We start from the raw sequence: 20,323 nt of genomic DNA, 5'->3' as shown, positions 1-20,323 counted from the left end.
AATTAACATTAAAGAACTGTATTCACTCAGAAAAAGCGTAAATAATAACCTGTTCGTATTTCTCTGCTGGCAATAAATTAGCCTTTGGAAAATTTTCACGATTTGGCGCATCTGGCCAATTTTGCGCTTCAAAACACAAAGCTTGCCGTGCTTTAAAAGGCGAACCAACAAAGTTTGCGGTATAAAGCTGCATGCCTGGCTGCGTACTTTTAAGGGTTAAACTAACGTTCGTGTGTGGCGAAGTTAATGTAGCCATCGTCTTTAAACTGCTGTCATCATTAAAAATATAGCAGTGATCAAAGCCATTTCCAGCTTCTAGCTGAGGATGAACGGCGCTTAAGGCCTCACCAACTTGAGCTGGCTTAGTAAAGTCAAAGCAGGTACCGCAAACTAAAGCGGCTTCATTAAGTGGAATACTAGTTGTATCAATAGGAAGGTAACGATCGGTATTAATTTGAACAAGATGCTCATTAATTGACTCACTGCCATCAAGATTAAAATAGCAATGGTTGGTAAAGTTAACGAGCGTTTCTTTATTCGTTATCGCTTTAAAGTGCAGAGTAAGCTCGCCGTTTTTAGCGCTAATAGTTTGCCAAACCTGCAACTCACCGGGGAAACCTTGTTCGCCGTCGGGCGAGCAATAATAAAGCTCAACTTCACTTTCAGTTTGTTTAGTTACTTGCCAAAGTACTTTATTAAAACCTTTAACACCGCCATGTAGGCTATTAGGACCGTTATTTGCCTCTAGTTGATACTGCGTACCAGATAAGTTAAAACGCCCCTTCGCAATACGATTAGCGTATCGACCTACTGTAGCGCCTAAGTAAAATGGGTTTTCAAGATAGTATTGAGGGTCATCGACGCTAAGCGTCATTTCTTGTTTTTTAAATTTAATGCTTTTTATTATTGCGCCAAACGGCAAAATTTCAGCTGCTAAATTCTCACCATCACTGAGCTGAATAACTTGTAAAGGCTGGTTACTGGCAATAGATGTCACACGCATACTCCAATCAAATTACCGAATTAACATTTCCTGTTATAACGGCGCAACAATATATAATATAAATAGTATATAATTGAAGCCTGCAACTCAATCTAAATACGTTAAAATTTCTCGACAAAAATTTATACCTCTTCACTTAATTAAGTGATCTATTTTGAGGTAAGAAAATCGTGTTGATAACAAGGCAAAAATTTCGTTATTTAGTTGTTCTATATCAGAAATTTTTAACGCAGTTATCGTCAGATTTAATCCCTCAAATTGATTAAGTATTATTGAGGATAGGTATTACAGCTGCCATTATTTATTTACACTAATCCAGCTCAGCATGAGCTTATATAAAATATAAGCTTTGTAAGGTTAACTGCCTTGGTAAATATGCTCGTTAAGCGCTGCTTTTTCGTCAATGCTAAGCGCTTGCTTTGATTTAGCAATAAAATCGTACCTCACCATCACAGCTTTGCCTATTGCGCAGCATTTATCGTGTTGCCATGCTTCTTGCCTCAGCGTAAAAGAACTAGTCCCTATATGCTCTACAGAGGTTTTTACTGTCACTTCGTGGCCATAAAATAACTCGCCTACAAACGACACTTCAACTTTGGCGATAATCAATTTCCAATCATGTGGATTTAAGTCCGGTGTAAAAAACTTAAAAATAGGTCCACGTGCGACTTCAAACCATACAGGGAGTACGGTATTGTTAATGTGTCCGAGTGCATCTGTTTCGCTAAAGCGCGGCATCACTTTTTCAATAAACATAAAAATCCAATAATAATTATACAAAGGTAAACCATGACGGACTTTATACGCGTTATTGATAACGCATTAAGCGATGAGTTTTGCGATGAATTTATTTCCACATTCGCGCAAAGCCCGCATGTAAGACAAGGGGTAACATCGGGCGGTATCGACTTAAAGAAAAAAGACAGCCACGACCTGCACTTAAATAATCACCCCGAATATGCACAACAATTAAAACATATACAACAAACGACTGCACAGCATGTTTTTAAGTATGTTGAAGAGCATATTTTTATGATGATTGGGGCATTTGGCTTAAAGGTTTACCATCCAAAAACAGGTGAAGTAGTCGATTTAACCCAAGAGAATTTTGAAGAAGTGGGTAAACCGCAGTTACCCGTTTTAGTTCAGCAAATTTTTAGACTCGGTAACATTCAAGCGCAAAAATACGAAGTAAACAAAGGTGGCTACCCTTACTGGCACAGTGAAGTTTATCCGCAGCTACAACACAATGAAGCTTTGCATCGCGTGTTGTTATTTATGTTTTACTTAAACGATGTAGAGGAAGGTGGTGAAACAGAGTTTTATTATCAAAACCGTAAAATAGCCCCTCAAAAAGGCACTATGGTAATAGCACCTGGCTACTTTACACATACTCATAGAGGCAATAAGCCAGTATCAAACGATAAGTATATTTTAACCTCGTGGGTACTGTTTAACCGTGCAGAACAAATATATGGTGCGCCTAAGAGTTAGCGCACCAAAATCAGTATTATTTAACCAAGCAGTTCATCAAATAAATTAAACAACTGATCTAGCTCTTCAATGGTGTTGTAGTGCATACAACCAATGCGCACTACGCCGCCTTTATCAAGCACATCTAATTGCTTGCACAACCCTTGCGCGTAAAAATTACCATCCCACACGCAAATATGCTGCTTACCTAGAAATTCTGAAACGGCGCGTGGCTCAAGCCCTTCAAAAATTAAAGCAAAAGTAGGTGTACGCTCATTAAGGCGATCAAAATCATCAATACCAAATAACTTAATACGTGGATAATTAACTAAGCGCGTTAAAAAGTGTTCGCTAAGCGCCATTTCGTGCTGCTTAGTTTTAGCAAAAGCAACGCTTAACTTTTCGCGGCGTGAATGGCTATCGTCAAGTTCGCTAATCGCCGCAATGTAATCAACAGCTGCGATAAAACCAGCCATTGCTTCAAAGCTTTGCGTGCCGGTTTCCCAGCGACCTGGTGCTACGTCTTTAGCTGGCTCAACCTTGTAAGGCGTAAACCCGTCTAAATGTTCTTTTTTACCGTAAACCATACCTAAATGCGGACCAAAAAACTTATACGCAGAGCACGCTAAGAAGTCGCAATCAAGTGCTTGCACGTCAACAAGTTCGTGCGGTGCATAATGTACGGCATCAACATAAACAAGTGCACCTACAGCGTGAGCAAGCTCAACAATACGTTTAATATTATTAATTGAACCTGTGGTATTTGAAGCGTAAGTGACCGCTACAAGCTTAGTGTTGCTGTTTAATAAGCTTTCAAATTGCGCCATATCTAAGCTGCAATCAGCTTCGTTAATTAAAGCCGTATTAACTTTAACGTCTTTATCTTCTGCAGCTTGTTGCCACGACGATACATTCGAGAAGTGATCGGCATTGGTTACAACTATTTCATCGCCAGCCTGCCAGTCGCGTGAAATTGCACGGCTAAAACTAAACGTAAGGCTGGTCATGTTTGGACCAAACACAATTTGTTGTGAGCTAGGTGCATTAAGTAAGTCAGCGGCGGCTTGGCGCGCATTCGCCATCAACTCAACCGTTTTATCACTTGAAAAAAACGCGCCACCTAAGTTCGAATTATAATGACCTAAATAAGCTGTCATCGCAGTAAGCACCGATGTTGGTACCTGCGAGCCACCTGGTCCGTCTAAAAATATTGGCGATTTACCATCAACGTTCTGCATTAATGCTGGAAACTGCTCACGTAATTGCGTTATGTTCATGCCTAACTTCCTTAAGACGTTAATACAAAACAATCCAGGTAACCTGGTTTGCTAGCATCAATTTTGTTCATAGGTGTTGCGTTATGCCACACTTGACGGTCGTTTATTAATGCAAACATGCCGTCTTTTATTTCCATTTTAAAACAAGGCTCAGCTTGCTTGTTTTCGTATACAAGCAGTTCGCCACCTTCTAAGTTCTCGTGAGAAACACCGCATATACATACATGGTCAAAACCATCTTGATGCACGCCTTCTGGCGCTGCAGGTGTATCGCTATCAATGGCAAGCATGCGGAACTGATGAATTTCAATATCACGCTGCTCATCAATACCGGTAAGTTGGCGAAACTCATTTACAATGCTTTTCATGCCCTCTGACTCAAGTAAACTTTGCTCTAAATTTTCGTAAGTACGCTCTACATTGCCTTGAAAAGTATTAATTGAATCATCTTGAACAAATGCTTTGGCTTGCTGTAGCTTTATTTCACCATTTTGCATTTTTACTACTGAATAACGACGTTTACGAAAGGCACCATCTGCATAAAGGTTTGCAGGAAGGTTATCAAAAGAAGGTTTAACCAAATCAATATTTCCTTGGTTAACAAAACGTAGTTGCAATAAATTCTGGTTGTTTAATGCTGTCATAAAATCTCGCCTAAAATAATGAGAATATTGATAAGGATTTTAATGCATTTTGATAGGAATTTTTGCGCGATTAATTACTTTAAAAGCAATTTAAGACTAGAGTTAATACAATAATATAAAAAAAGAAGCATGAACTATCTAATATTTGTTTTAGCCAATAAAAAACCCGCCGAAGCGGGTTTTTAAACAAACTCTAAAAGTTATACAGCTTGTTGAATAATCACGTTGTCTGCTTTTTTAGTGTAAGCAGGCATACGGTGGAAGTTTAAGTAACGGTAAGTATCTGCAGCCGTTGCATTAATCTTCGCTGCGTATTCTTGGTACTCAGCTGGAGTAGGTAGTTTACCTAAAATAGCCGCTACTGCAGCAAGTTCTGCTGAAGCTAAGAATACGTTCGCGCCATTACCTAAACGGTTAGGGAAGTTACGTGTAGAGGTAGACACAACCGTTGCTTTGTCTGCAACACGTGCTTGGTTACCCATACATAGTGAACAACCTGGAGTTTCGATACGTGCACCTACACGACCAAAGATACCGTAGTAACCTTCGTCTGTAAGCTGATCTTTATCCATCTTAGTTGGCGGGGCAACCCAAAGCTGAGTTGGGATACGACCTTTAAAGCCATCTAGTAACTTACCTGCTGCGCGGAAGTGACCGATGTTAGTCATACAAGAACCGATGAATACTTCGTCGATTTTCTCGCCAGTAACATCAGATAATAAACGTGCATCATCTGGGTCATTTGGAGCACAAAGGATTGGCTCTTTAATATCTGCTAAATCGATTTCAAGTACATGTTTGTACTCTGCATCAGCGTCAGCTTCCATTAGTTCTGGGTTAGCTAACCAATCTTGCATTGCAGTAATACGACGCTCAATAGTACGTACATCGCCGTAACCTTCAGAGATCATCCATTTAAGCATAACAATGTTTGATTCTAGGTATTCTGCGATAGACTCTTTAGAAAGTTTAACCGCACAACCTGCTGCAGAACGCTCTGCAGATGCATCTGATAGTTCAAACGCTTGCTCAACAGTTAGGTGTTCAACGCCTTCAATTTCTAGTACACGACCAGAGAATTCGTTAATTTTACCTTTTTTCTCAACTGTTAATAAACCTTCTTTAATACCGAAGTAAGGGATTGCATGTACAAGGTCACGTAAAGTGATACCTGGTTGCATTTCACCTTTAAAGCGAACCAAAATTGACTCAGGCATATCAAGAGGCATAACACCTGTAGCTGCTGCGAATGCTACTGCACCCGAACCTGCTGGGAATGAAATACCTAATGGGAAACGTGTATGTGAATCACCACCAGTACCTACAGTATCTGGTAATAACATACGGTTTAACCATGAGTGAATTACACCATCACCTGGGCGAAGTGACACACCGCCACGGTTCATGATGAAATCAGGAAGCGTATGGTGAGTGTTTACATCGATTGGTTTAGGGTAAGCCGACGTATGACAGAAAGACTGCATTGTTAAATCTGCAGAAAAACCTAAACATGCTAAGTCTTTAAGTTCGTCACGTGTCATAGGACCTGTTGTATCTTGCGAGCCAACAGTTGTCATTTTAGGTTCACAGTATTGGCCTGGGCGAATACCTGGAACGTTACACGCTTTACCAACCATTTTTTGCGCTAGTGTGAAGCCTTTTTCAGACACTTCTGTCACTGTTGGTACTTTAAATACATCAGTTGGACCTAGGCCAAGTGATGTACGTGCTTTATCAGTTAAACCACGACCAATGATAAGTGGTATACGACCACCAGCACGAACTTCATCTAAAATTACATCAGATTTAAGTTCAAAAGTTGAGATTACTTTGTCAGTACCGTGGCTCTTAACAACACCTTCGTACGGGTAAATATCGATTTGCTCACCCATGTTAAGCTCATCAACATTTAATTCGATTGGTAGTGCGCCTGAATCTTCCATTGTATTGAAGAAGATTGGAGCAATTTTATTACCTAGACATACACCGCCAACACGCTTGTTTGGTACGAATGGGATATCATCGCCCATGAACCAAAGTACAGAGTTAGTTGCAGACTTACGAGAAGAACCAGTACCAACAACATCACCTACATATGCAAGTGGTAAGCCTTTAGTTTTTAATTCTTCAAGCTGAGAGATTGGACCTACTTCGCCTGGCTTGTCTGGTGTAATTCCATCACGTTCAATTTTTAGCATTGCTAAAGCATGAAGTGGGATATCTGGACGAGACCATGCATCTGGTGCTGGTGATAAGTCATCAGTATTAGTCTCGCCAGTTACTTTAAATACAGTAACTGAGATCTTTTCAGCAACAGCTGGCTTATTAGTAAACCATTCTGCATTTGCCCAAGACTCAATAATTTGCTTAGCGAATGTATTACCCGCTTTTGCTTTTTCTTCAACATCGTAGAACGCATCAAACATAAGTAATGTATTTGAAAGGCCTTTAACTACGATTGGTGCAAGTGTTTCGTCATCAAGTAGGTCAATCATTGGCGCGATATTGTAACCGCCCAGCATTGTACCTAATAATTCTGCCGCTTTTTCTTTAGAAACAAGTGGAGAATTAGCTTCACCTTTAGCTACAGCTGCTAAAAATCCCGCTTTAATATAGGCAGCATCATCAACACCAGCTGGTATACGCTGAATGAACAAATCTAAAATGAATTCTTCTTCACCTGCAGGTGGGTTTTTTATTAATTCAATAAGATCAGCAGTTTGCTGAGCATCTAATGGCGCTGGTACGATACCTAACGCGGCACGTTCTTCTACGTGTTTACGATATTCTTGTAGCACAATATTGCCCTCTTGGTGACGTGAAAGTATCCGGTAGCGCTTTGGGCGCAAATAAGTTACCCAATACTTATAGTATTCTAACGCGTAATTATAAAGCTTTTATGGATAGATGAAAATCCATCCAGTTGCGCAACTGATTATACCGATTATAAATACTATGAATAGTGGTTGTGGTAAAAACTATTTTCATGAATACTTATTAAGTAAGAATCATTACCATTAACTAATATTAATTTATTACAGGCATAAAAAAACCCAGCACTTGGCTGGGTTTTTATTACAAACTACTTAATTAACGTAAAACTTTAACGTTTTTGATAGTTTTGATATGCGCTTCTACACGACGGTTTTCTGCGTTTGCAGCTTTAGTGTTTGCATCATTTTTAAGACGCTCTTCACCTAAACCAACTGTAGTAATACGGTCTTCAGCAATACCATCAGCAACAAGTTGCTTAGCTACAGCATCAGCACGTTTTTTAGATAACCATTTGTTGTAAGTTGCTTTACCTACAGCAGAAGTGTGACCTTCTAATAGTACTGTTGTATCTGGGTACTCTTTTAAGAATGCAGATACTTTTTCAATATCATTTAAGTATTGAGTAGATACTGCAGAAGCATTGTTAGGGAAAGTCACTAATAAGCTTACTGTTACTTCTTTATCTTCATATAAAGTACAACCCGTACCATCCACAGCATCAGTCATAGGTGTGTTAGCACACTTATCATCTGCATCAGGAATGTTATCGTTATCGCTGTCTACAGGAGCTACAGCTACTTCAACTACTTTAGGCTCTGGAGCTGGTTTTACTGGCTCTACAGGAGCAGAGTTTTGGCCAAATAAGTAGTTAATACCAATTTTAGCACCAACATCTGTGTAACCACGGTCAAGACCTTGGTATACAGCTGTTTCAGCATTTACAAATAAGCCATCTGTAATGAAATGTTGGTAACCAACACCTGCATTTAAGAATGTGTTGTCATCAACTACGTCAATTTCTTTAATACCGAAAAGACCATAGAAAGGACCGCCGTCTAAATGGTAAAGAGCATCAATACCGTAACGCTCGCCATCAATATTGTTACGGTTGCCAGCAACTTTATCAAAAGCATTAAAATCCATGTCTGCATATTCAAGACGTGCGCTCCAGTAATCACTGAAACGGTAACCAGCTTCAACACCCCAGCCAGTTGATTCGTTTACGTCAAGACCGGCTTGGTCACGCATGTTTTTCCAAGATGCGTCATAGTAGTCGCCAAATGCGCCAATGTAGAAACCTTCTTCTTTATCAGCAGCGAATGTAGATGCGCTAGTTGCAGCCAACGCGATTGCAATTGTAAGTGATTTTAATTTCATTGTTTTCTTCCCATTTGAACAATTTTAAATTGTAGCTAATCGATACTAGCTCAATCAGTTTTATATAGACTAACTGAGCCTTTGTTAATCAATACTTAACGAAAAATAAAGTTTATTACTTTTTTCTATGCCTTGTCGCAACACACATCCACTTACTATAGGCGAAATTAAAACTTTATTGAAAAATAAATATAGTAGTTTTTTGTAAATTAGTACTTAGCAAGGAATGTAAGAGCAATTAAATTAAATGCACTTATAAATGCAAAGAAATATTGCTTGGTTTTAATTGTGCGCATAATACCACCAGAATTAGCATTCCCCTAGGTATATGCGCATGTTTGATTAAAAAATGACTCTTTTTAATCATGTGGTTATATTTAAAGTTAAGTATTAAGTACCACAAAAAGTCTGGTAGTCATTATCATTCGTCGGTGGAGAGCAAAACTCTGATAACTCTTCACTGTTAGAATATGGATTGCTGGCTATTTTTATAAAGCGATGTAGCAACTCACTAGACCCTGTAGCGTTATATTGTGCAATTATTTCTTCGATCACATGATTACGCGGTATTACACGAGGATTTGCAGCTCTCATTACTTCATAACTATTATCGTCAGTTAAACTTACCCACTTAGCTCTCCATTCAATTAGCGACTCAGGTACGCTTTTTTCTCCTTTTAAGGATTCAGTAAGCGCATCAAAGGTATTGGTGTAGTCGAGCTGATTATCTTTTAATAGCGTTAACAGCTCTGCTATTAACTCGCCACTACTATCGCTAGATTCAGTTAAACCCAGTTTTTGTGCCCACATAGCCGTAAACTCAGCATTAAACTGCTCAGCAAAACTATTAATAAATGGCGTCATTAATAAAACTGCTTGCTCGTCATCATCGCTAATAAGCGGTATTAAACTCTCAGCTAAGCGTGCGCAGTTCCAGTTAGCTATATTAGGTTGATTACCGAATGCATAGCGGCCTTGTTTGTCTATAGAGCTAAATACGGTATCAAAATCAAAGCTATTCATCATGGCACACGGGCCGTAATCAATAGTCTCTCCGCTAACTAGCGTATTATCTGTATTCATTACTCCGTGAATAAAGCCAACACGCATCCAGCTCACAACTAGCTTAACTTGGTTTTTAATCACAGCGCCTAAAAATGCTAAGTATCGCTGCGAACCTGTATCGGTTATTTCTGGGTAGTGCCGCTCTATAGCTAAATCGGCTAAATTTTTAAGCCCTTCAACATCGCCTTGCGTCGCTAAATATTGAAACGAGCCAACACGAATATGACTCGTTGCTACACGCGTAACGATAGCCCCTGCTTGTGGCGGATTACGATAAACCGTTTCACCACTACCAACAACCGCTAAGCAGCGTGTGGTTTTAACTCCCAGTGTATGCATTGCTTCGCTCATTACGTATTCACGAATAGCAGGACCAAGAGCACAACGTCCATCCCCACCTCTTGAGTAAGGAGTAGCACCAGAGCCTTTTAATTGAATATCCCATAACTGGTTTTCATCATCACTAATAGCGCCCAGTAAGTGCGCTCGTCCATCGCCTAAGCGTGGTGAAAAATGTCCAAATTGGTGCCCAGAGTAACCAAGTGCTACTGCAGGAATCGCCTGTTTTTCGTTACCGCTAAAAGTGCTGGCACGCAAACCAGCCGCAACGTTAATATTAAACTCTTTTGCTAAACTCTCGTTCCACAGCAATAACTGAGGAGAGGCGACACTTGCAGGGAAATCTTCTATCGCGAAGTTTTCTGCAACATCTGTGTATCTTGGCACTAATTTCATGGTAATTCCTATTGTTGCTGACTTATACCAACACGGTTGTCACCTACGCCATAAGCAACAATTAAGCTTAACTCTTGCATACTTAAGCCGCTTTGCTTTTGCATTTCGTTAAAAAAAGCTTGGGCTGCATTTAGTGACTTTTTAGTTTGTAAGCCGCCGTCTATAATTTTATGGGCACGCAAATAATTCTCTACATCGCGTGATAGTAAAAATGTATCTTTACCAAGTGCTCGCAACGCGTAAGGCCCTGTATTTCCGCCTAAACGCGAACCATGTTTTTTTAAATACGCCCACAAACCAATAATATCGTCTGTTGGCCAATTAGCGATAAACTGACTAAAACTGCCATGTTCCCCTGCTATTTCGTGGATCATGTAAGCATTTTCGGTAATTGTTTTTACTTTTTTATAGTTACGAACAATGCGCTCATCCGTTGCTTTTTGCTCCAGCATATCGGGTGGCATCATTAATAACTTATCAACGCTAAAATCCCAAAAAACCTCTCTAAAGCCTGCCCACTTATTATTTATGACTGACCAATAAAAGCCGCTTTGAAATACTTTTCGAGTAAATTCTTCAAGCCAATCGTCGTCACTTAACGTGCTTAGTTGTTTTTTAGATAGCGGTTTTGCAAGTAATAACTTAAGCATTTTTTCAGAGCCTTTTCGCTCTACCGCTCGCTTATAAATATCGCTAAATTTTTCCATACTAATTAAATACCTCACTACTTATATTGCTAGTGTACGAGAAAAGCACCTAATACGTAACCACCCCTCTTTTCGATGAATTAATCTGTATTTAGTCGCTTGACACCTAGACGGCTAAAATGCTTTAATCGCCGTAATTACCCTATTTAAATTGCACAGGTTTGTAAGTTTTACTCTATAAACAGGTGCAAAGGGCTAGAAGAGGTGCGTTATTCAGGTAGCGTATGTTAGGAGCGCAAACTCCAGTAAGCATACGTGAGGGGAATTAACGCCGAGAAGTAACCACTTTTGCGAGGTGTTTATTTCGGGCGACTAGGTTGAACCCTAGCGACTGTCACCAATAGCTGTTTATAAAAAGCAGCTTGTTAGTTTGGTGGAGAGCTTCTGGTCTTAAATATTAAGGCCGTGCGCCCTATTATTTTAAGCCCATTCGCTCTTCGAATTATTAGTTCGAACGACGTTAATGCGGCTCCTTCCATAAAGCTTTTTAACTCTTCGAATAATACCAATTACATTAAATTAGTTATCGCTAAAATGATCACGTTTTTAATAAAATTGGTACAAATTATAAGTTCGTGAGAGATGATCAACAACTTCAATTTAAACGACTACTCACTGTGGACCGCGCTCGTTACGCCATTTGATCAACACGGCGATGTTGACTACAACACGTTAACTAAGCTGGTTAGCGATCAAGAAGCGGCACATAACGGTATTTTGCTACTTGGCAGTACGGGCGAAGGTTTAGCACTAACGCTAAAAGAGCAACAAGCCATTGTTGAGCACGTATGCCAGCTAAAACCAACAGTACCACTCATGGTAGCTGTGGGCGGTAGTAACTTAAAGCAACAAATTGAGTGGGTTAACTACTGTAATACACTCCCAATTCATAGCTTTTTACTTGGCTCACCGCTTTATGCAAAGCCTGGCGCTGTAGGTCAAACTCATTGGTTTGAAAGCCTACTAAATGCAAGCGCTCACCCATGTATGCTTTATAACGTACCAGGTCGAAGCGCTGTTAGCATCCCAGCGGCAACAATTCAAAACTTACAAAACAATAAAAACTTATGGGCGTTAAAAGAAGCGAGCGGTAGTATTGCTCAGTTTGAAGCTTACCGCCAAGCGGCGCCTAATTTAGCTATTTTTAGTGGCGACGATGCGCTAATGCCTTATTTTTCTCAAGCTGGCGCAAGAGGTTTGGTGTCGGTAGCTGCAAACGCATGGCCTGAACAAACTCACGAGTTTGTTAAGCGCAGTTTAAGTGGTCAACACCCTAATTTATTTGCCCAGTGGTCAAGCGCTATTAATAGCCTATTTGCTGTCGCAAACCCTATTCCCGTAAAGGTACTGATGCATTTGCAAGGCCGCTTAAGCAGCCCGCAACTTCGTCCACCTTTAACACATCTTGAGTTAACTCAAACCGATTGCATTACAACTGCAAACAACACCATTTTATCTTGGCATTAAATACAGGTTTTTATAATGAGCTGGTTAGAACTATTAAATAATTTAGAATCGGGCGCAGTACGCGCTGCATCACAAAACGAAAGCGGCCAATGGCAAGCTAACGTAGAAGTAAAGCAAGGCATTTTAGAAGCCTTTAAAAATGGCACTAATACTGAATTTGCAGGCGGCTTTGTTGATAAACATAACCTAGCTCCGCAAGAATTTAGTACTGATGATGGCGTCCGTATGGTACCAGGTGGCTCAAGTGTTCGCCGTGGTGCTTATGTTGCTAAAGGCACGATTATTATGCCACCAGCGTATGTAAACATTGGCGCATATATCGACGAAGGCACAATGGTAGATAGCCACGCATTGGTGGGTTCTTGTGCACAAGTAGGTAAAAACGTACATTTAAGTGCTGCAGTTCAGCTTGGTGGTGTACTTGAGCCAATTGGTGCAAGCCCAGTAGTGGTTGAAGATGACGCATTTATTGGTGCAGGCTGTATTATTGTTGAAGGCGTAGTCATTAAAAAAGGCGCAGTACTTGCCCCTGGCGTGCGTTTATCAGCAACTATTCCAGTATACGACTGCGTAAACGAGCGCCAACTAGATAAAGGCGAGCCAATCCCAGAGTACGCGATTGTAATACCGGGCTCTCGCCCTGCATCAAACGAATGGGCGCGCGAGCAAGGCCTAAGCATGTCGTGTGCGTTAATAGTTAAATACCGCGACGAGAAAAGCGATGCATCGTTATTGCTTGAAGAGGTTTTACGATAATGAGCTTTTTGAGCACGCCTATCAAAACCGCTGTAAATACGATTACACAACAACTTGATACACCTTTTTTTGTTTACGACCTAGATCAACTAAACACGCATCTTGCGCGTTTAGTTGCGCAAACCGATGTAAAACTGTGGTACGCGGTAAAAGCAAACCCACTGTCTAAAATTATTCAAAGCTTAGACAGTGCTGGCTTTAATTTTGACGTAGCAAGTAAAGGTGAGCTTGAGCAAGTACTAGCACAAGGTATTAGCTCGCAGCGCGTGCTCAACACAGGGCCTGCAAAAAGCCCTAAACAAATAAAACACTTTATTGAGCGCGGCATGCGTATATTCGTAGCAGAAAGCCTCAATCAAGTACGTTGGTTAAACCAACAAGCGCAACTACAAAACACGCAGTTACAAGTATTACTGCGTGTACAATTACGTTGGCCTGAAGGTGAAAAAAACCCACTGGGCGGCGACAGCCTTACGCCGTTTGGTTTGGGTTGTAATGAATGGCAAGCACTCAATGTAGCTGACTACCCTGCGCTTAAATTTGACGGCTTGCATATCTTTCAGTGGGGCAACATGCTTAGCACGCAAAAACTAAGCGACTTGTGGTCACAAATGATTGCACCTCTTAGCCAACTTGCCAGCGATTTAAATATTAGCCTTAAAATTTTAGATTTAGGTGGCGGTTTAGGTATTCCTTATACACAAAACGAAGCAACACTTGATTGGGATGACTTGATTGCTGCGCTCGCTAAAATTAAAAATGATGCGGGTGTAGAAGAGCTATGGATGGAACTTGGTCGCTATGCCGTTGGCGAATGCGGTCATTACGCAAACCCAGTAGTAGAGCGCAAACAAAACTACAATCAAGAACAAGTAATTTTAAGCGGCGGTATAAATCACTTATTACGCCCTGCTGTTACCAGCCAGGACTTTCCTGCTGCATTACTGCGTGAATCCAATGCTAAAACTCAAGCGGTCACTTTATATGGCCCACTTTGTACAGCGCTTGATTGCTTGGGTGAACATAACTTACCAAGCGATTTAAATGAGCACGACTGGCTAGTGTTTAGCCAATGCGGTGCTTACGGTTTTACCGAAAGTATGCCGTATTTTTTATGCCATGAGCTAGCTGCTGAGTACACATTGCAAAACGGTACACTTACCTGTGTTCGCCAAGCCGAAAATGCCAGCCATTATTTAAGGTAACAAGTATGAGTAATACAACACACATTAGCCAAGAGAACATTGTAGTAGGGGAAGTTGCAAACGGCTTACCACTTACAATTCCTGTGTATCGTTTAAAAGGTGATGGCACAGGGCCAAGTGTTTACATTCAGGCCAATATGCATGGCGCTGAAGTGCAAGGTAACGCAGTTATTTTTCAGCTGCTTGAGCAATTAAAACACCTTAACCTTAATGGCGATATTACCCTTGTACCTTATGCAAATCCGATTGGCTGTAATCAAAAATCTGGCGAGTTTACCCTTGGCAGGTTCGATCCGATTACGGGCACTAATTGGAATCGCATGTATCACTACAATAAAAATTTAGTGGCACAGTTTGCACAAAATCATACTCAGTATGACGACGCTACATTAAAAAGTAACTTCAAACAGGCACTTATTGACGAAGTAGATAGCAAACTTTACGGCCCTGCTTATTTACTCAATACGGGTAAACGCATTGCGCTTAACTTACAAAAGCTCGCTCATCAGGCTGATATAGTACTCGATTTACACACAGGCCCTATTTCAAGCAAGCATCTGTACTGCCCAACCTATGCAACCGACAGCGCACGTTACTTTAATATTGAACATGTATTGCTTATTCCTAGTGATTTTGACGGCGCTATGGATGAAGCTAACTTTTGCCCATGGTGGCATTTAAGTGATGCGCTTAGCGGACAAGGTCGCGAATTATCAATAGCTGTAGAAGCATTTACTGTAGAGCTAGGCAGCCAAGAAAAAATAGACTTAAAAGAAGCATTAAACGATGCAAACAGCATTTTAAGTTACTTAAATCACAAAGGCGTATTACAAAACGCACCGCATACGCCAGTTAATATGACTCGTTATGCATGTAATTTAGATGACTACTTTGCTTATTACGCCCCTATTGGCGGCATGGTTGAATACTTAGCCCCACTTGGCGGGCACATTAAAGCTGGTGAGCCTATTGCCAATATTTTACGCATGGAGCGCTACTTAAGTGAGCAACCATTGCAAACACTTACTCTTGATTGCGATGCAATTGCTATTTTGCACTTTGCCTCAGCGAGTGTTAATCAAGGTACCGAGCTTTATAAGTTTTTTACTAACATATTTGAGCTTTAGCTCACCCTTCTCATTGCGTGAGAGTAATACCAATTGCATTAAATTAGTGATCTATTATAGCGATAAGGAAATAGCTTAATAACAAGGCTAAAATTATGGTACATAGTTGTTCTACATAAATAATTTTTAACGTAGTTAGTGAGTTATTTAATACGCTAGAATGATCATGTTTTTAATAAAATTGGTATAAATTAACTAAAATAGTTAATTTGCATTAGAAAAGCGGCTTAGGCCGCTTTTCTTTTGATCTATACTTACTTTGTATACGTATAGACCCTGTTATAAATGCAAATTCAGTAAAAGTTCACCGTTACATATGTAAAAAGACGTTATAATTAAATTAACGCATACAACAACCCAAACTCACAAGGAATTACAATGAGCTGGCGCCACTGGATAACTCTTTCTGCTTTAATTAGTACCGCTACCTTCGCACAAGAAGAAGTTGCTACAAACGAGCAAGATAACGACATTGAGCTTGTAAAACAGTGTATTTTAAATGAGGTAATTGGCGGAGATGGTAAACAGACATTAGACGATCTTCGTAAAAAGTGTTCAGCTCTTGAAGAAAATAAACAACTTACCGCGCTTGATAAACGCCAAGCCCGTGAAGAAGTAGGTAAAAAAAATAGAAATGTAATTACGCCACATAAGCGTAACTATATTTTACCGCTTTCGTACATATCACACCCAAACGATCGCCCTTTTGATGGTTTTGATGCACTAACAGATGATAGCGACGGCGAACCGCTCGACAACCTAGAAGCAAAATATCAGCTATCGATAAAAGTGCCTCTTTACGATGATTTTTCGGATAAAGACCAAGCCATATTTTTTGGCTTTACACTGCAATCATATTGGCAGATTTATAACTCAGAAATTTCGTCTCCATTTCGTGAAACAAACTACGAACCAGAGATATTTTGGATTAATTACCTCGACCCAGAAAACGTATTATGGGGCGACGAAATGGCAATCGCATTAGGTATCTCGCATCAGTCAAATGGTCGAAGCCAACCAAACTCACGTTCGTGGAACCGTATTTATGCAGACTTTATTTGGGAAAATAGAGGCTTTGTTTTTAGCTTTAAACCTTGGTACCGAATAGCTGAGGACGAAAAAGAAGATATTTTAGAAGCCAATGGCGACGACAACCCAGACATATACAAATACATGGGTTACTTTGAATTTAGCGGCGCGTATCGTTTTCATGACCATGAATTTAGCTTTATGACGCGTAACAATTTAAATTCAGATAATCGTGGTGCAATTCAGCTCGACTGGTCATTTCCGTTATGGGGTCGCGTTCGTGGTTATGCACAATACTTTAACGGTTATGGCGAAAGCTTAATTGATTACAATGCGGATGTAGAACGTATTGGTGTCGGTATATTATTAACCGATTTGCTGTAATACTTCCCTAAGTTTTACGCACAAAAAAGCCAAGTATTGCTTGGCTTTTTTGTGTTTTGAACAGCTAAACAGTTATTTTTTTACTACAAACTGCCCTTCAAATTCTGCAACCACGTTATCACCATCGTAAATAGTTACTGGCACTACGTAACATGCTTTACCATCGGTTTCTAAATCGCTTAACTTGCCCTTACAGGTTTGTATATCAACACAACCACGTGGGTCGGTAGTAAGTGGTTTTAAGTACTTAATGTTAGCATCGGCTAATACAATATTACCTTCAAGCCCAGCTTCTTTAAGTGCTAAGTACGTAGCGCCCCAACCTGTTAGCGTGGCCAAGCTATAAATAGAACCTGCAAACATAGTGTTATGTAGGTTTAAGTTAGCGTCTAGGTCGGCGCTGGTTGTAAATTGCCAATCGGTATAGCTTTCTACCTTAATACCCATCGCGTCACTAATTGGAATAGACTCACGCCACGTATTTTGTAGTACTTGCGTCCAATTAGGGTGACGAAACCAACCTGGCTCAGACGGTTTTTGCTTTACCATTTTAAAGTGTTGAACATCGCCATACGCTAAGTGCGCTTTTTCTTTTAATTCGTAACCGTGGCGTTTATAAAATTCAAGCGCTCGTTCGCGTGCAAACAATACAAGCTCGCCTGCGTTTTGAACCCATGCAATTTTTTCAAGCTCGTGCAGTAAGCGACTACCAATATGCTGGTTACGATTACCCTCTGCAACCGCCATATAGCGCACTTGTGCTTGCTCATGATTGTTAAAGTGCAAACGTGCTACACCTAGCACTTCGCCTTCTTTATTTTTTATAAAGCGGTGCTCAGAGTCTTGTTCCATATCGTCTTGTTCAGAGCCACGTGGCTCGCCCCAAGGCGCGCGTAATACCTGCCAACGCAACTGGTAATAGGCTTGCCAATCTTCGCTACTTTGTGGGGTGCTTACCTGAAACATACATACTCCTGTTGTTATATAAGCCGTAAATAAAAGTCAAAAAGGCTACGGCGCTATACTAATAGTATTGATTATCTACCAAACTAAAAAGCTTAAATAATTAAGTCCGTTGGTATTATTTATGGCAAATACCATACTCCAACTTAAAAAAACTGCAAATACGACTTTGGTGATGGCTGTAAAATAACGTAAAAAATAATGGCAAAGGCCATTGCGCTTTAACGTTGCTAGTTTATGCTGAGAATATGATGGAAAAAATCAATTATATAAATTCACTGACGGGTTTGCTGGACGATCAATTTATTGAAAATAGCCACAGCGTTGGTCAGTTAATATATTGGCATAAATGCAGTGGCGATCACATTCAAGTACGTGAGCACGAGCAGTTACGCTGGTTACTGATTAACGACACTCTTCAGTCTGTTATTGATTTAAATAACCCGGATTTATTACTTTTTCCACATTTATTATGCCTAGGTAAGCATTGGCAGGCTCTTAAGCCGCCACAAAAAGTGTTAGAACTCGGCCTCGGCGGCGGAGCAATTCGTAATTATTTACAACACAAATACCCTAAAGCACAAATAACATCGGTTGAAAAAAACGCCGATATTATTGATTGCTATACCCAATTTTTTTCGTCAAATAAAAATGAGCAACTGCTTTGCGCCGATGCGCAACAGATTTTAAAAAGTGCGCAAAATATTGATTGGATTATTTTAGATTTGTTTAGCCAGATAGATGCACCTCGATTTTTATTTGAAGAGGCATTTTATAAAAAAATTTACTCGGCTTTAAATAACAATGGTGTGCTATTTATTAACTTTTTATCGCAGCATGAGTCGCAATTAAAGCAACTTCAGCAGCTATTACTCGATGTATTTGGTTGTAATGTTAGCCCGCAAAAAATTACGGGCTATGTAAATCATATTGTCGTGGTAACGAAAAACTTAAACAGATAAGTTAAACGTAACGGGCCCATCGTTACACAAGCTTACTTGCATATCGGCACCAAACTCACCTGTGGCTATTGTAAGCCCCAACTCTTTAGCTTGAGCAACAAAGTACTCGTAAAGCTCATTAGCTTGGCTTGGCGTTGCCGCAGATGAAAAGCTAGGGCGCATACCCTTTTTAGTATCAGCCGCTAGCGTAAATTGCGAAACCACCAGTAACTCACCTTTAATATCTTTAAGGCTTAAGTTCATTTTGTCGTTTTCGTCAGTAAAAATACGATAATTACTTACCTTGTGTAAAAGCTTATCGGCTGTTTGCGTATCGTCGTGCTTTTCAACGCCCAGCAACAACAATATACCTTGGCTAATTTCGCCTACTACTTGGTTGTTAATTTCTACTTTGGCATGCTTTACGCGCTGTATTAAACCTTGCATTTAAACTGTGTCCTTTACTGCTGGTTCATCATCTTCTAGTTCAAGTTCTGGTGTTTCTGGAATATCATTTGGGCTAATACACGCAGTAAATTCAGCGCCAAGCAAAACAACGACCCACGATAAATACACCCATACAAACAAAATAGGAATGGTTGCTACTGCGCCGTAAATAACTTCGTACGAAGGAAAATGGCTAATATAAAGTGCAAACCCTTTTTTAGTCAGCTCAAATAAAAGTGCCGCAAAAAAAGCGCCAGGTATTGCCGCTCTGAACGATACACGCGTATTAGGCACTAAGGTGTAGAGCATAATAAAGCCCACCATCGAAATCCCATACGGCAATAACTTTAACAAAAACCCGCTAAACCCAGGAATACCCTGATCAGCAAACGATACCAAAGATACAATATAAGAGGTAACACCAATACTCGCTCCGAGTAATACAGGCCCTAAGCTCAAAACCATCCAGTACACAGCAAATGAGATCATCATTGGGCGTTTTTTCTTAATTCGCCAAATTCGATTTAGTGTGGCATCTACATTACGTATTAACAGCAAGGCTATTGCAGCTAAAAAGCCAATACCTACCGCCGTCATTTGATTAGCGTTACCGGCAAAGGAGCTAATGTGCTCTCTAATAACATCGGTAGAGGTAGGGACAAAGTTGGTAAACAAAAAGCTCTCAATTTCCATGCGAGTAGATTCAAAGCCCGGAAAAGCTGAAAATATAGCAACACCCACCGCAATTAAAGGCACTAAAGAAAGAAGGGTTACGTAAGCAAGGTAACCTGCATTAACCGTTATTTGATCGTCTATACACCGATTAAAATACTGCATCCACCAACCAGGCTGCTGGCGTATAAAGGACTTAACTTGCTGTTTGTAATGTGAGAGCTTATCATTCATACAATTGACTTGTGCTTATATAGTTTTGATTATAATAACAAT

General features: G+C 40.2%; 18 protein-coding genes and 1 riboswitch. Of the genes, 7 read left to right on the top strand and 11 right to left on the bottom strand.

Going from position 1 to position 20,323, the window contains the following annotated elements; genetic code table 11:
* Positions 1–22: 22 nt before the first annotated feature.
* Positions 23–997 carry an aldose epimerase family protein gene (locus H5092_RS14185; RefSeq protein WP_182733765.1) on the bottom strand — a complete coding sequence of 325 codons (975 nt, stop codon included), beginning with the start codon at positions 995–997 and terminating at the stop codon, positions 23–25.
* A 363-nt stretch (positions 998–1,360) separates the two neighbouring features.
* The gene (locus tag H5092_RS14180; protein ID WP_002958811.1) at positions 1,361–1,759 is read right to left on the bottom strand and encodes a thioesterase family protein; all 399 of its coding nucleotides are present in this window, start codon (positions 1,757–1,759) and stop codon (positions 1,361–1,363) included.
* 33 nt (positions 1,760–1,792) lie between these two features.
* Here H5092_RS14180 and H5092_RS14175 point away from each other — a divergent pair, with 33 nt between their 5' ends.
* Positions 1,793–2,497: a 2OG-Fe(II) oxygenase gene (locus tag H5092_RS14175; protein ID WP_182733764.1), complete on the top strand. Its 705-nt coding sequence runs from the start codon at positions 1,793–1,795 to the stop codon at positions 2,495–2,497.
* Positions 2,498–2,517: 20 nt separating this feature from the next.
* Here the strand turns inward: H5092_RS14175 and H5092_RS14170 are convergent, their stop codons facing one another.
* From H5092_RS14170 to H5092_RS14145, 6 genes are all read right to left on the bottom strand, one after another.
* Positions 2,518–3,753 carry a cysteine desulfurase-like protein gene (locus tag H5092_RS14170; RefSeq protein ID WP_154903747.1) on the bottom strand — a complete coding sequence of 412 codons (1,236 nt, stop codon included), beginning with the start codon at positions 3,751–3,753 and terminating at the stop codon, positions 2,518–2,520.
* An 11-nt stretch (positions 3,754–3,764) separates the two neighbouring features.
* Entirely contained in the window at positions 3,765–4,397 is a 633-nt protein-coding gene (locus tag H5092_RS14165) for a 2OG-Fe dioxygenase family protein (RefSeq protein ID WP_182733763.1), read from the bottom strand.
* Between the two features lie 200 nt (positions 4,398–4,597).
* Positions 4,598–7,195, bottom strand: a complete 2,598-nt coding sequence (gene acnB / locus H5092_RS14160; RefSeq protein ID WP_039488618.1) for a bifunctional aconitate hydratase 2/2-methylisocitrate dehydratase — start codon at positions 7,193–7,195, stop codon at positions 4,598–4,600.
* Between the two features lie 292 nt (positions 7,196–7,487).
* A complete protein-coding gene (locus H5092_RS14155; RefSeq protein WP_154903746.1) occupies positions 7,488–8,549 on the bottom strand; it encodes an OmpA family protein in 1,062 nt (353 codons plus the stop codon).
* Between the two features lie 390 nt (positions 8,550–8,939).
* Complete coding sequence (locus tag H5092_RS14150) at positions 8,940–10,349, bottom strand: YdiU family protein (RefSeq protein WP_182733762.1); 1,410 nt, start codon at positions 10,347–10,349, stop codon at positions 8,940–8,942.
* Between the two features lie 8 nt (positions 10,350–10,357).
* Positions 10,358–11,056: a DNA-3-methyladenine glycosylase I gene (locus tag H5092_RS14145; RefSeq protein ID WP_138489945.1), complete on the bottom strand. Its 699-nt coding sequence runs from the start codon at positions 11,054–11,056 to the stop codon at positions 10,358–10,360.
* A gap of 191 nt (positions 11,057–11,247) precedes the next feature.
* Positions 11,248–11,448: riboswitch (Lysine riboswitch) on the top strand.
* Between the two features lie 190 nt (positions 11,449–11,638).
* On the opposite strand from H5092_RS14145, the gene dapA reads away from it, so the two are divergent.
* The 5 genes from dapA to H5092_RS14120 all read left to right on the top strand — a co-directional run bounded on the left by dapA (position 11,639) and on the right by H5092_RS14120 (position 17,024).
* Positions 11,639–12,523, top strand: a complete 885-nt coding sequence (gene dapA, locus H5092_RS14140) for a 4-hydroxy-tetrahydrodipicolinate synthase (RefSeq protein WP_182733761.1) — start codon at positions 11,639–11,641, stop codon at positions 12,521–12,523.
* A 15-nt stretch (positions 12,524–12,538) separates the two neighbouring features.
* On the top strand, positions 12,539–13,279 hold the full coding sequence (locus tag H5092_RS14135) for a 2,3,4,5-tetrahydropyridine-2,6-dicarboxylate N-succinyltransferase (protein ID WP_002958799.1): 741 nt from the start codon (positions 12,539–12,541) through the stop codon (positions 13,277–13,279).
* Positions 13,279–14,484 (top strand): PLP-dependent decarboxylase, encoded by a 1,206-nt coding sequence (locus tag H5092_RS14130; protein ID WP_182733760.1) that lies wholly within the window; start codon positions 13,279–13,281, stop codon positions 14,482–14,484. The genes H5092_RS14135 and H5092_RS14130 overlap by 1 nt, the downstream gene beginning before the upstream one ends.
* Before the next feature lie 5 nt (positions 14,485–14,489).
* A complete protein-coding gene (locus H5092_RS14125; protein ID WP_182733759.1) occupies positions 14,490–15,611 on the top strand; it encodes a succinylglutamate desuccinylase/aspartoacylase family protein in 1,122 nt (373 codons plus the stop codon).
* Between the two features lie 378 nt (positions 15,612–15,989).
* Positions 15,990–17,024 carry a phospholipase A gene (locus tag H5092_RS14120; RefSeq protein ID WP_182733758.1) on the top strand — a complete coding sequence of 345 codons (1,035 nt, stop codon included), beginning with the start codon at positions 15,990–15,992 and terminating at the stop codon, positions 17,022–17,024.
* 72 nt (positions 17,025–17,096) lie between these two features.
* Here H5092_RS14120 and H5092_RS14115 read toward each other — a convergent pair whose 3' ends face one another.
* Complete coding sequence (locus H5092_RS14115) at positions 17,097–17,990, bottom strand: bifunctional GNAT family N-acetyltransferase/hotdog fold thioesterase (RefSeq protein ID WP_182724791.1); 894 nt, start codon at positions 17,988–17,990, stop codon at positions 17,097–17,099.
* Between the two features lie 245 nt (positions 17,991–18,235).
* Between H5092_RS14115 and H5092_RS14110 the strand changes: the two genes are divergently transcribed.
* Positions 18,236–18,949, top strand: a complete 714-nt coding sequence (locus H5092_RS14110; protein ID WP_182733757.1) for a spermidine synthase — start codon at positions 18,236–18,238, stop codon at positions 18,947–18,949.
* Here the strand turns inward: H5092_RS14110 and dtd are convergent.
* Both dtd and H5092_RS14100 read right to left on the bottom strand, forming a co-directional pair.
* Positions 18,938–19,375: a D-aminoacyl-tRNA deacylase gene (gene dtd, locus H5092_RS14105; protein ID WP_024597209.1), complete on the bottom strand. Its 438-nt coding sequence runs from the start codon at positions 19,373–19,375 to the stop codon at positions 18,938–18,940. The genes H5092_RS14110 and dtd overlap by 12 nt on opposite strands.
* Positions 19,376–20,281 (bottom strand): virulence factor BrkB family protein, encoded by a 906-nt coding sequence (locus tag H5092_RS14100; RefSeq protein WP_002961130.1) that lies wholly within the window; start codon positions 20,279–20,281, stop codon positions 19,376–19,378.
* Positions 20,282–20,323: the final 42 nt, after the last annotated feature.

It is taken from the genome of Pseudoalteromonas sp. SR41-7 (assembly GCF_014163935.1).
Lineage (GTDB): Bacteria > Pseudomonadota > Gammaproteobacteria > Enterobacterales > Alteromonadaceae > Pseudoalteromonas > Pseudoalteromonas distincta.
This window is presented reverse-complemented; position numbering and strand designations above follow the sequence as displayed.